Source organism: uncultured Shewanella sp. (assembly GCF_947501665.1).
Taxonomy (GTDB): domain Bacteria; phylum Pseudomonadota; class Gammaproteobacteria; order Enterobacterales; family Shewanellaceae; genus Shewanella.
Genome location: NZ_CANMWS010000003.1, coordinates 46,130 through 58,365 on the forward strand (window position 1 = coordinate 46,130; position 12,236 = coordinate 58,365).

At 34.9% G+C, this 12,236-nt stretch carries 11 protein-coding genes; 7 read left to right on the forward strand and 4 right to left on the reverse strand.

The window, feature by feature from the left end; all coding sequences use genetic code 11:
* The 6 genes from tssJ to Q0976_RS02845 are packed head-to-tail and all read left to right on the forward strand — an operon-like array spanning position 1 to position 8,660.
* Entirely contained in the window at positions 1-474 is a 474-nt protein-coding gene (gene tssJ, locus Q0976_RS02820; RefSeq protein ID WP_299490754.1) for a type VI secretion system lipoprotein TssJ, read from the forward strand.
* Positions 475-1,803, forward strand: a complete 1,329-nt coding sequence (gene tssK / locus Q0976_RS02825) for a type VI secretion system baseplate subunit TssK (RefSeq protein ID WP_299490756.1) — start codon at positions 475-477, stop codon at positions 1,801-1,803.
* A gap of 11 nt (positions 1,804-1,814) precedes the next feature.
* Positions 1,815-2,885, forward strand: coding sequence for a type IVB secretion system protein IcmH/DotU (gene icmH / locus Q0976_RS02830; protein WP_299490759.1), 1,071 nt, complete (start codon positions 1,815-1,817; stop codon positions 2,883-2,885).
* The gene (gene tssM / locus Q0976_RS02835) at positions 2,875-6,279 is read left to right on the forward strand and encodes a type VI secretion system membrane subunit TssM (RefSeq protein ID WP_299490761.1); all 3,405 of its coding nucleotides are present in this window, start codon (positions 2,875-2,877) and stop codon (positions 6,277-6,279) included. The genes icmH and tssM overlap by 11 nt, the downstream gene beginning before the upstream one ends.
* 48 nt (positions 6,280-6,327) lie before the next feature.
* Complete coding sequence (gene tssI, locus Q0976_RS02840) at positions 6,328-8,340, forward strand: type VI secretion system tip protein TssI/VgrG (protein ID WP_299490764.1); 2,013 nt, start codon at positions 6,328-6,330, stop codon at positions 8,338-8,340.
* Positions 8,341-8,369: 29 nt separating this feature from the next.
* Positions 8,370-8,660: a PAAR domain-containing protein gene (locus Q0976_RS02845; protein ID WP_299491072.1), complete on the forward strand. Its 291-nt coding sequence runs from the start codon at positions 8,370-8,372 to the stop codon at positions 8,658-8,660.
* A gap of 132 nt (positions 8,661-8,792) precedes the next feature.
* On the opposite strand, the gene Q0976_RS02850 is transcribed toward Q0976_RS02845, so the two are convergent.
* On the reverse strand, positions 8,793-9,104 hold the full coding sequence (locus Q0976_RS02850) for a hypothetical protein (protein WP_299490766.1): 312 nt from the start codon (positions 9,102-9,104) through the stop codon (positions 8,793-8,795).
* A 211-nt stretch (positions 9,105-9,315) separates the two neighbouring features.
* On the opposite strand from Q0976_RS02850, the gene Q0976_RS02855 reads away from it, so the two are divergent.
* Complete coding sequence (locus tag Q0976_RS02855; protein WP_299490769.1) at positions 9,316-10,116, forward strand: hypothetical protein; 801 nt, start codon at positions 9,316-9,318, stop codon at positions 10,114-10,116.
* 42 nt (positions 10,117-10,158) lie between these two features.
* On the opposite strand, the gene Q0976_RS02860 is transcribed toward Q0976_RS02855, so the two are convergent.
* Genes Q0976_RS02860 through rsmA form a run of 3 tightly spaced genes read right to left on the reverse strand, consistent with a single transcriptional unit; the run spans position 10,159 to position 12,234 of the window.
* Positions 10,159-10,992: a symmetrical bis(5'-nucleosyl)-tetraphosphatase gene (locus tag Q0976_RS02860; protein WP_299490772.1), complete on the reverse strand. Its 834-nt coding sequence runs from the start codon at positions 10,990-10,992 to the stop codon at positions 10,159-10,161.
* Positions 10,993-10,994: 2 nt separating this feature from the next.
* Positions 10,995-11,375, reverse strand: coding sequence for a Co2+/Mg2+ efflux protein ApaG (apaG, locus tag Q0976_RS02865; RefSeq protein WP_299490774.1), 381 nt, complete (start codon positions 11,373-11,375; stop codon positions 10,995-10,997).
* Positions 11,376-11,430: 55 nt separating this feature from the next.
* The gene (rsmA, locus tag Q0976_RS02870; RefSeq protein ID WP_299490776.1) at positions 11,431-12,234 is read right to left on the reverse strand and encodes a 16S rRNA (adenine(1518)-N(6)/adenine(1519)-N(6))-dimethyltransferase RsmA; all 804 of its coding nucleotides are present in this window, start codon (positions 12,232-12,234) and stop codon (positions 11,431-11,433) included.
* Positions 12,235-12,236: the final 2 nt, after the last annotated feature.

A 12,236-nucleotide genomic window follows, 5' to 3' on the forward strand; every position in this document is an offset into this window, starting at 1 on the left:
ATGCTATTACGTAAAATAATGTTGACTGTGTTTATTGGACTATTATCGGGATGCAGTTTGATTGGATTAGGGGGAGACGATCCTTCTGAATTACGCTTAACAATAAAGCCTTCACCTGAAATTAACCCGAATTTTTTAGGAGAAGCTTCTCCTGTTGTCATTAGATTATATGAATTGAGCAGTAATACAGAGTTTAATTCTGCCAGTTTTATGTCATTACTTTCAAATGATAAGTCTGCTTTGGGAAATTCTATGTTGACCAAAAAAACATTACCCAGTTTGATCCCAAATGAAACTGTTAAATATGATATAATATTGAATGATAAGACGTTATATTTAGGTGTTTTTATTGAATTTGCTGATTTTAATAATTCGATACCTAAAGGTATTGTATCCATAAAGCCTTTTGAGAAAAATGATATTATTCTTAATGTTAATCGAATGAGTATGACTTTAGATAGGGAAGACGATTAAATGAATGGAAATGTAAAAAAGATCGTTTGGTCTGAAGGTATGTTTATTAGCCCACAGCATTTTCAGCAACAAGAACGGTATATAGAGTCTTATATTAAAAATTATCATCATTATTATCATAACAGTGATGCTGGTATATTTGATATTGATTTTGATAGTGATTTACTTAAAATTGGTAAATTTGGGTTAAGAAGCTCATCGGGTGTTTTTCCTGATGGGACTCCATTTCATACGGATTATGAGATGGTTATCGATATTCCTGATGATGCCATGGGTAAATTAATTTATTTAGCTCTTCCGATCTATAGATTAGGAGTCCAAGACGTTACATTTGAAGCTAATTCAGGGACCCGCCATCGTTCAATGATGCAACCTATTTTTGATTCTAGTCGGCAAGATAGTGAAGCTGAAGAAGTTGAACTTTCCATTCTTAATATTTGCTTGAAAATGGAAGGGGAAGATCTTGAAGATTATTCAGTGATTGAAATTGCAAAAATTAAAGAAGTTAAAATTGATGGGGGAGTTATTTTAGATCAGACCTATATACCTCCTTGTTTACGTATAAAAATATCAGATTATATTTTAACATCATTGAAAGAAATACATGCTGACTTAGTCAGTCATGGTCAAAACTTATCGAATAAATTATCTGTTGATAACAGTATAAAGGCAGATCAAATCGTGGCTTCAGATTATATCATGTTGCAAACGATTGCGAGATGGACACCTCAAGTTTATTTTTGGATGAACACTGATAAACTTGCTCCTCAAAATTTATACTATGACCTTTGTATTATGGCAGGAGAATTTTCTGCTTTAAATTCAAAGTTATTAAGTGATTTTCATCATTTTAATTGCCGAGATTTGTTCCCTTTATTTAGCCAACTTTTTGGTGATATTAAAATATTGCTACGACAAGGAAGAGAAAGTAGTGTAACGATTTTGAATTGGGATGAGACTTTATTTGATAAAAGAAGGCTACTACGAATTAAAGTCATGGATTCAGTATTATACAGTTCAAGCCGAATTTTATTAGCAGTCAGTTGCTCTTTAGGGATGGTAGAGACCAGTAAGCAATTTATTGCATCTACTAAGTTGGGGGGGAATAGTCGAATAGCTGAACTTGTAAGAAATTCAGTGTCAGGTATTGCAATGACGGCCTTACCTTTCGCACCTAATGAGTTAAAAGCAAGAGCAAATAAAGCTTACTTTGAACTTGATACAGATTCTCCTTATTGGCATGAGATAGTGCGTAAAGATGAACCTATAGCATTACATTTGAATGAAAAAATTAAAGACTTTGAGATTGAGATGATATTTATACGCTAGGGAAATAAATCATGGGGTTAGATAATAATGAAGCATTAGATTCGGGTAATGATGACTTAATGCAAGAGAAGGTGAAGGAATTACAATTACCTTATACTGATAATGCATTATTAGATTTGTATGTTGAATATATTGCCATACTCTTGGCCATCCCTAGGCAGATAAGACCTGCTGATCTTGCATTTTATCGGCAAGAACTTATTAATAAAATTATGTTGATAAGGCGTAAAGGAGTGTTATTAGATTATCATCCTAGTGTTTTAGATAAAGCCTGTTTTATTGTGTGTGCAGCAACGGACGAAGCGATTATATATAGCAATTGGGGAAAGAGTGCTGGATGGGAAAATGCAACATTATTAAATCACTTCTTTAATCAAAATAATGGTGGAGAAGTTTTTTTTGATTTACTCGAGAAAGCTAAGTATCAACCTAAAAAATTACTTGATTTTATTGAGTTGCAATTTGTATTACTGAAAATTGGATTTATGGGAAAATATCGGTTTGAATCTCAATATTTACTTAATGAATATGCTTCAGAACTATATGAATGTATTTTTAATTATAAAAATTATCATTCTTTAAAACTCAGTGATCATACTAAAAAGCTTAAACCTAAGAGTCAGATAAAGTTTATTGCTTATAGTTTATGGATCTCATTAACTTTACTGGTTGTACTGGCTGTTGGTGCGACATCTTATATTTTTTATGAAAAATGGGTTGAGAGTGTTTCACAGCAATTTGTTCATTTGCAGAGCGTTGAAAATTCAGAAGATTTGTATTTACACTTTTCAGATGATGAATTTATTGATGAAAATATTACCTATAAGCCTCCTAAAACTGGATGGTATGTTCAGTTACCAGAACCTATGGAAAGGGGAAAGGCTAAAAATTTAATGAAGCACTTGATACTTGCTGGCTTTGATGTGCAATTACAAGTTAAGGGAAACGAGGCCTTAGTTAATTTATTTGCGGGAAAAATTTATCAACAAGGTGAGCATTTAAATGATCTTCTTCATTTAAGGTACTCTCAGTCCGGAAGAGTCAGATATTATAAAAAGGAGAGCTTTATTCATGCCAAGTAAATGGAGGTGGGCCTTCGCTGCCTGGTTGCTGATTGTTATTATCATCGCGATTATTGCTTATATTTATCGAGTGGAAATTGGTGATGAAATGTTAATGGTCTTGGGAGGAGGGCTTATTGTCGTCTCAGCTTTTATTATTGGCTATTATCTTAATTCAACAAAAGAAAAAGTGGAACTCACTCCTTTAGAGGTTGAAATAAAAAGGGGAAAAATGCTCATTGAAAGGCAATTTGTTGGAGCATTGAAAACGATTTATGGACGAAAATATAAAAATGGAAAATGCCTGCATTCTTTACCCTGGTATATTTTGTTGGCAGGAAAGCGAGTGGATGCTAAACGGTTTTTATACCTTAATAATCTGAATAATGTCAATTCAGATGATGTGGAGGCAGACAGGCTATTTAGAGTATGGGGTAGTGATGAGTTACTTATCTTTCAATTGACTGAAGATATATTTAATACAGAAAAAGAAAAAGAAGAGCTATTGATTTTTTTAGCGAAATTATTATATAAATATCGTCCTCGTCAAGCTGTAAATGGCATTATTACTATTGCACGCTGTAAAACAATTTTAGATGATAAAGAGGTGGATAGTGATGGAGATGTATTGGCTCGTGGATTACAGCGCTCGATTAATCACTTCAATGTTGAGTCCGGTTTAATCTTACCTGTTTATACTTTATTCGATGCATTAGATGAGGTTAGTGATATTAGTGAATATTTTTCAAATTTCTCTGGTATTGAGGCTGAACAACCTTTTGGATCTTGTGTTCCTTTAGAAAAGAATGGTAAAAGCCAATTTAATGCGCAATGGTTTGAAGAAGAATATAGCCGTACCGTTCATGAAATTAGCCTTTTACAATCCAAAGAATTGAATGATAGTAAAAAAACGGAAAATTGGTCATCTATTGTCGCTGTCACTTTTCAACTTAAATTGCTAAAACTGTCGATTCAACGCTTTTACTCAGTGTTATTTGCTGAGAGTCGTTTGCGTGATATTTTTTTCTACCGTGGGTATTACATGTTTTCTGCGGGTGATGCTAAACGTAAGATGGATATCTTATTAAAAGATGTGGGTGAGTCATTAGGGTTTAAATCTAATGATCATCAACTGTCTCAAACTCAAGGCCGTAGTTTGTTTTCTATGCATCTTGTAGGAAAGATTATTTTACCTGAATCACAACTTGTCGGTGTTAATAAGAAAAGAGAAAGAAGGTACCAGTATTTCCGTATTTTTTTATTTATTATTTTAGCTGTTATTGCTTTTGGAAGTATTTATATTCAATATAAAAATATGAAATTACAAGATGATTTTACTGGTAATATGTCAATGAAAGTTGATAAGTATACTGCGCAAATGTCTGAGGTTAAGCCGACAATTCAAAATTTTCATATTATTTTGTCCCAACTTGATAACTTAAGAGTTCTCTATGAAAGTTCGAATAAAGAAAGTTTTTCAAAGGGGTTACTATATTTATTTGGTAATAATAATATTGAGGAGGAATTAAAGCATGCCTATAATATTCAGTTAGAATTAATGTTATTACCTTTGTTTATTGAATTTGTTGCCAATGATTTACGTATTGAAATAGCATTAAATAACTCAGGAGAAGTTTTTGAGCTATTGCATTATTATATGATGTTTTTTGACTATTCCGAATTAGATAAAGATAAACTTATTGTGTATTTAATGTCTGCTTCTCATAATTATGTCGATCTTACTCCTCATCAAAGTCGAATGCTTCGCTATCAAATGGAGGAGCTGTTTAGTTTTGACTACACAGAGCTTGCAGCAGATCCTGAATTGATTGAATCAGCGGATAATCACTTACGTGGTGTGCCTTATTATAGGTTGATTTATAATAGTATTAAAAGTGAAGTACAAAATAAGAAGTTAATTGATATTGCTGATGCTATTGGCCAAGGATTCTATACAATATTTACGCTTCCAAGTGAATCTAAAGTGACCCATATTCCTTTTTTCTACACAAAAAGAGGCTTTGAAGCATCGAGAGAAAGCTTGTCAGAAGAGTCTGAGTTGATAAAGAAAAGGTTATATGAAATTAAAAAAATCAATGGGGATAAATCGGAGACTACGATAGCAGAACTTGTGAGTTTGAGTAATAAAATACAGGAATTATATTTTAGTGAATATATTTATTATTGGAATGACTTACTTGTAAATGTATCGATTAACCGATTTTCTAATAGCAATGCTTTTAGAAATGCGCTGACTTTGTTGAAAGATCCTGTACAAAGTCCTTTGATTCTTTTTCTCGAGCAGGTGAGAGAAAATACTAAGTTAGCCAGAGATGCAACCCAAGATGATGAATTCGATGACACTAACCAGCCAGAGCGTGTTGTGAATAATGCATTTTCAGATATTATTCATACATTTAATGAAAAGTCTGTTGTTGCAGGTTCCCTTGCAGAGTTTCAATCATTACTGGTTGGGTTGAATGACTTTATTGTTAAAAATGAACAAGCTCCTGTGCCGGGCGCTGCATGGCTTGAATCAGCTAAAGCTCATATTGACAATGAGCCAGATCCCATGTCATTAATTAGGTTACAAGCCGCATCTTTACCTGTATCAGTTGCCCATTGGGGAGAGTCGATTTCTACACAGTCAGTTTCTTTATTGTTTAATCAAGCTAACCGCTATATTCAACGTCAGTGGGAGGTAGAAATTGGAAAGAACTTTAAGCGTGACTTAGGTCAGTATTATCCATTTAATGTAAATAGTACTGAAGATGTTACTTTGGTTCGTTTTGCTGATTTTTTTAAATATGACGGAGTACTGGACACATTTTATCAATTTTATTTGGCGCCATTTGTGATGGGGCAAGGTGATAAAATGACAGCTATTGTGTCAGATGGAATTAAATTCCCATTGAATACTACTGTCCTGAAAGAGATTAATAGAGGCCTACAAATTACAAATGAACTATTTGATAATCCCGATAATCAATTAGAACTCATACTGAGTATTAAACCAAGAAATTTATCATCTTCAGCGACACGTTTTGACTTGTTGACAGAGAGTGTATTATTAAATTATCAACAAGGTCCACGTTTGTGGAGTAAATTGACTTGGCCTATGGACATGAATAACTTTCCACTATCGGCTAATTTCTTTTTTAATGGAATGAAGTTAGCAGAACGTAATTACTCTGGAGATTGGGCATTATTTAGGTTCTTTAATGATTCGACAATTAGCTATAATCCATTTACAAAAAATTATTTACTTAACTATCAGTTAGATAGGTATAGGATTGATATTGAAGTCAAAGGGAAAGAACGTCTTCACTTGATATTTAATCTTATTGATGGATTTAATTTACCGAGTAAATTGAATGTTATTAAAGAAGAAAGGACTATGCATAAATTAGATTGATATTGTAAATATGTTTTATTTGAAATTGTATACTAAAAAGGAAAGTGAATGTCTAATGAATTAGAAATAGCCAGTAGACGTTTAATATTAACAGTAGATAAAAGTGAAGAATATTCATTGGAAAGTGTTACTGTTTGCCAAATGGTTGGAGATGGGAATCAGTGCCGAGGTGTATTATTGTCGAGTGAGCCTATGACAGCAGATAAAATCGGTACAGATATAAAGATTTCATATACTCAAACTACTGGTGATATAATTGTCTATCTAAGCTGCTTATATTCTTATAATTTACTTGACTATGATATTGTGACAGGGGTATATCGTTTTGAATGGGTAGCGAATCCTTGGTTTGAATTATTGAGAGATTCTTCTAATTGCCGTATATTTCAGAGTGTTACAACACAAAGTATTATTTCAACTATTTTTAGTGAATTGAATTATTCTGGCTGCTTTGAATTTAAATTAATTGGTGATGATGAAGTTCGAGAGTACTGTGTTCAATTTAATGAATCAAATTATGATTTTATTTGTCGAATAATGTCAGAAGTTGGTTGGCATTATCATTTTTCTGATGAATCAGATGTTAGTAAATTGATTATTAGTGATAACAATGAAGGGTTTTCTTCATGTGATCCCGCAATAGCAGAATACTTAATAGGTTCAAGTAATAAATTTGATTGTATTAAGACATGGTCTCCTCATTATCAAGCCTCAATAGGTACAGCTAGAAGCAGTGATTATTCAATGGCTTTGGTATCTTTACTTGATAGTGGAGAGCAATATTCTGCTAGCGATTGTGCTCAAGTACCCCAGAGTTATTATATTTACCCGAGTCGCTCTACAACAACAGCGCAAAGCTCGAAAAAAGCTAAATTAGCCATTCAATCATTTGATAGTCAGTCGATTAAGTACATAGGGACATCTAATCTAGTTTCATTGATGGGGGGGAAGCAGTTTACACTTTCTGGCCATGAAGACAGTGCTTTGAACCAAACTTATATTATACTTGAATGTTATCATAACATTAGTGCTGAAGGAGTAGGGGAAGTTCATTATAACAATAGAATAAGTGCATTACCTATCGATATAGAGTATAAGAACTTTCCTTTTCCAGCGAGTCAAATACATAGCCTTCAAAGTGCTGTAGTGGTAGGACCGAGTGGAAATGAAATTTACCGTGATACACAAAATCGTATCAAAGTGCAATTTCATTGGGATCTAGAAGGGAAATTAGATGAAAACTCCAGTGCATGGATTCGAGTCTCTCAAGCAATGATTGGCCAAGGATTTGGTATGATGTTTACGCCAAGAATAGGCGATGAGGTTTTAGTTGGTTTTATTGATGGCAATCCAGATAACCCAATTGTGCTTGGTGCGTTATACGATGATAAAAGTGCTCCACCTTTTGAGTCCAGTACACAATTTGGCTTGATGACACGATCTACACCGAGTGGCAGTGCGAGTAACGCACATGTATTTCGTTTTGATGATAAGAAAGATAATGAAGAGATTTATTTACAAAGTGAGAAAGATTTTAATGTATTAGTGAAAAATAATCGCGCTGCTCAAATTCAGGGGGATGAAACCCATCAAGTTGATAAGTCTTATACCCAAACGGTTACCGGAGCTGCAATTATTTCAACTGAAGATGCGTATTCAATAAAGGCAACTAAAACGATGAAGCTAGATGCTACTGAAGATTTATCGTTTATATCGGCAGCTTCAATCAGTGGAAGTGCATCAGAGAATGTCAGCTTTACTGCTTCAAGTGATATGGACCATAGTGGAACGAATATTACCCTTGATGGTTCCAGTTCTATTAAGTTGACTTGTGGCAGTAGCGAAATCAGTATGTCGAGTTCAAGTATCAGTATTAGCTCTCCTTCTATTTCAATTGAGGCTACAGGAACGGCTGAATTAAAAGGAGCAAGTGTGACTGTTGAAGGACAAGCAACGGCGACAGTAAAGGGGGTGACAGCAGAGCTTAATGGTTCAGCTACATCTAAGGTGACTTCAAGTGGAATTGCACAAATTAGTGGGTCTTTGACTACAATTAATTAGTCAAAAACGGAAGTAAAAAAGGGGGAATGATGACGTTAGCCGCTAGAGCGACAGATCTTCATGTTTGTCCTATGGTTACGGGGGTTGTACCTCATGTGGGTGGGCCGGTTTTACCTGGAAATGCCTCTACGGTATTAATCGGTAAACTACCTGCAGCAGTCGTCGGTCAATCTTGTACTTGTGTTGGTCCGCCTGATACCATAGTGGCAGGCAGCATGACAGTGCTTATTTGTAATATGCCAGCGGCAAGAATGGGAGATTCAACATCCCATGGTGGAAGTATTGTTTTAGGATGTGCGACCGTTATGATTGGTGGATAAGTTGAATACAAAATAAATATCATTATATTAACTAGTTGTGTCGATTGTTATGGTGTTCAGATAATGATATAGCGAATAACATTTATTTTTTATTCAATAACTTAATAATGATATCTTTCAGATATTGATTTTTTATAACGTTATTTGTTTATTTTTTTGTGAAAGCTCAATAGCTGGGGCTGATATTGCTCTATTTTCATTATTGAAACCATCACTAATGGCTCTATCAATTAACTCCTGAACTTTTTTCTGCTGTTTTATAGTTAAATCTTTTGGCTGATTGAAATGAAATTCTATTATATTCCCTATACTTATAGTGTAACCATTAAACTTAACTCCTTTTATATAATCATTGTAGCGACATAATATATGATTTAACTGATGCATTTTTAGATCGGCTAATTTTTTTTCTTTAATTGTGTCGAGTTGTTTAAAGTTAGGCATTTTAGGTTCCTTTAAGGTGTGATCCTTTTTATTAACTGTTGATTGATATATTTGTTTTAGATAATTAATGTAAAGGATTACTTCTCATAATTGTTAGTTTAGGTCATAATTTTAGCTTACACTTTAATATTTTAATTGCAATGGCATAAATATTATCCTCTTCTATAATTAATATTCTTATTCAATACATTAATAACGTTTGGAGTAGAGTATGAATAAAAATGAATTTAAGAGGCATTTAAATGAAAATAAAATGGAAGGCTTGGCTATAACCTGTTCTGTTATTGATGAGATTTGTGGTTTTAACTGGGCAGGGATCGCAAACGATGGTATCTCATCGATCATGGATGTTCATGAAGGCAGAGTTAAGCCAGAAAGAGTGCCCAATCCTCTTTTTATTAGTCATGGTCATGAAGCAGTCGGCAATCATTCTCCAAAAGTTAAGAAATATTTGCGAAACCGTAGGTGGAAAAAAATCGGTGGGGGGTTAGTATCACTCGGGGGGAATTTTGGATCTGTTGTGACGCAAGTTAATACGACAGGGATAGCAAGGCACACTCGTGCATCGGCAAAAACGCTAGCGCATATTGCGCGTATCAATCAAATTTCAAAGCGTTTCAAGCAAAGTGAGTATTTAACAGAGCTTTGTGCTGTGGTTATGTTAATGAAGAAAATTAAGGCGACGACTCGAGGGGGGCAACTTGTGTCAGATTGTATTCCAATGGCACTAGCCAGTGGGCTTATCGGCTGTGGTGCTTCGGTATTTGGTGGTGTGATGGCCGCTAAACATAAAGCCATTGTGGCGCAAACTTCTGTTTTATTGCATTGGAGAGCGTTTCAAGAGTTGCAGCTGTGTAAAGTGTTTGGCGGCTCAGGGCCTGCTATGGACATTGTACGGGAGTTGTTTGCCCAAGCTATACGTTCAGGAGAACCTGATTATGGTAAGGCTGATGCACTGATTAAAGAGCCTGCTGGTTGGGTAGCGATTCAAGATAAAATTAATCTGATCTAGGTGTCGGAATTTGACTCATTAGGAGTGTTAATTTTTTAACGATTATTTACTATGAATATGATTAAAAAGGTTTTTTTGGATGATGTGCTCATTGGTTTCTTGATGCCATAAGGTTAAATAATTACCCCAGCAACAACCTGTGTCCAGAGCTTTATAATGCGTATTGTTTACGTCTCCCATGAGTGAGGCCCAATGACCAAAGATAAGTGTATAGTCTTGCGCTAAAGCTGGTTGATGAGTGAACCATGGGGTTAACTTTATATCGCTATTGTCGTGTGGTGAGGATTTTTCATGAAAATCGAGACTGAGATCAGCATGTAAGTATCGCATACGGGTAAGAGCATTAATGGTGTAAATGGCTTGTTCGCTTTGTGTCAAATTATCATGCCATTGATTAATATCATTACGGTACATGCTTTTTATCAGTTTAAGGTAATCTGATGAGGTTAATTGTTGACTCACTGCTTGAGTTTGCGTGATTAATGTGTCAAGTGACCACATTGGGGGGATACCGGCATGGGTCATGATAATATGTTGTTTGGTATTAATATGACAAAGTGGTTGTTCACGAAGCCAGTCGACTAATTGATTAATGTGTTTGTTAGTGAGTAATGTGCCTAGATTATCTTTGGGATTAACTTGATGAAAACCTGCGTGCACAGCCAGAAAATGTAATTCATGATTACCTAATACGCAATGGGCAGCGTTATCTAATGATTTTACAAAGTTAAGTGTTTCTAATGATTTTGGCCCTCTAGCAATTAAATCACCGACTAACCATAATGTATCTTTTGAAGGATTGAAATTGACTTTGTCTAATAACAGGGTTAACTCATCAAAACATCCTTGGATATCGCCAATATAATAGTTTGCCATATTCAGTGAATGATCCCAGGAATGGCTAAACGGAACACTGGAATTGGGGCATTAAATTCCACATTGTTGTTAGTTTGCATTGTATAGTGACCCGTCATTAGTCCCATTGGCGTTGTGAGCATGGTACCACTGGTGTATTGGTAAGATTTTTGCGGTTTAATTAAAGGTGTTTTACCCACTACACCTTCACCATTAACTTCATGTACTTGTCCATTTCCATCTGTGATATGCCAATATCGACTTTTTAATGTCACATTTTTTTGAGATAAATTCGTTATTCTAATGGTGTAGCTAAATAAAAACTTATTTTCTTGAGGCGATGATTGCTCTTCAATATATTCTGTTGTGACATCTATTTTAATGGAGGAGCCTTGTTTGTTCATAAATACCCCCAAATGAACATGTTATAAAATGAGGCGAATTATCGCCTCGAAAAGTTTACTTTTTATCGCAAAGCAAATTGGCGAGTGCGACGTATTCTTGAACACTGATCTGTTCAGGTCGACGCGTTGAATCAATCCCTAACTGTTCAAAATCAGCATCAGAAATGAGTTGTTTTAAATTATTTCTCAATGTTTTTCTACGCATATTAAATGCTGTCATGGTAATATGACGGAGCACTTCTACATCTTTACAGGGGTAAGGTTTTGTTTTGAAGGGAACTAACCTGACAACAGCAGAATCAACCTTTGGCGCAGGTGTAAAACAGCCCGGTGGTACTTCAAGCACGGGCATCACTTGACAAAAATATTGTGCCATGACCGTGAGCCGTCCGTATGCTTTAGTGCCAGGGCTTGCTGATAGCCTGAGTACCACTTCTTTTTGCAACATAAAGTGCATATTTTTGATGTATTGTGAAAACTCAAATAAATGAAACATCAATGGTGTTGATATATTATAAGGTAAATTACCAAATACTTTTAATTGTTTATCATGTTGTACTAGTTGACTAAAATCAAATTGCAGAGCGTCACCCTGATGAATATCTAGCTTATCTTTTAGGGTTGGATGACTCTTTAAGCGCTCAACGAGATCTTTATCTAGCTCAACAACGGTGAGCTTTTCAATGCCCTCGGCAACGGGTTCGGTTAATGCACCGAGGCCTGGGCCAATTTCAACCATAACGTGTTCATCATCAGGTGCAATGGCCCCGACGATACTATTAATGATATTGTGATCGGTTAAGAAATTTTGTCCGAAACGCTTACGGGCGGTATGGCCTAAATGTACTTTATTACTCATGT

What these genes read in the sequence shown, in the direction of transcription:
- tssJ (WP_299490754.1), top strand. Translation starts at nt 1, where the DNA reads ATGCTATTACGTAAAATAATGTTGACTGTGTTTATTGGACTATTATCG.
- tssK (WP_299490756.1), top strand. Translation starts at nt 475, where the DNA reads ATGAATGGAAATGTAAAAAAGATCGTTTGGTCTGAAGGTATGTTTATT.
- icmH (WP_299490759.1), top strand. Translation starts at nt 1,815, where the DNA reads ATGGGGTTAGATAATAATGAAGCATTAGATTCGGGTAATGATGACTTA.
- tssM (WP_299490761.1), top strand. Translation starts at nt 2,875, where the DNA reads ATGCCAAGTAAATGGAGGTGGGCCTTCGCTGCCTGGTTGCTGATTGTT.
- tssI (WP_299490764.1), top strand. Translation starts at nt 6,328, where the DNA reads ATGTCTAATGAATTAGAAATAGCCAGTAGACGTTTAATATTAACAGTA.
- Q0976_RS02845 (WP_299491072.1), top strand. Translation starts at nt 8,370, where the DNA reads ATGACGTTAGCCGCTAGAGCGACAGATCTTCATGTTTGTCCTATGGTT.
- Q0976_RS02850 (WP_299490766.1), bottom strand. Translation starts at nt 9,104, where the DNA reads ATGCCTAACTTTAAACAACTCGACACAATTAAAGAAAAAAAATTAGCC.
- Q0976_RS02855 (WP_299490769.1), top strand. Translation starts at nt 9,316, where the DNA reads ATGAATAAAAATGAATTTAAGAGGCATTTAAATGAAAATAAAATGGAA.
- Q0976_RS02860 (WP_299490772.1), bottom strand. Translation starts at nt 10,992, where the DNA reads ATGGCAAACTATTATATTGGCGATATCCAAGGATGTTTTGATGAGTTA.
- apaG (WP_299490774.1), bottom strand. Translation starts at nt 11,375, where the DNA reads ATGAACAAACAAGGCTCCTCCATTAAAATAGATGTCACAACAGAATAT.
- rsmA (WP_299490776.1), bottom strand. Translation starts at nt 12,234, where the DNA reads ATGAGTAATAAAGTACATTTAGGCCATACCGCCCGTAAGCGTTTCGGA.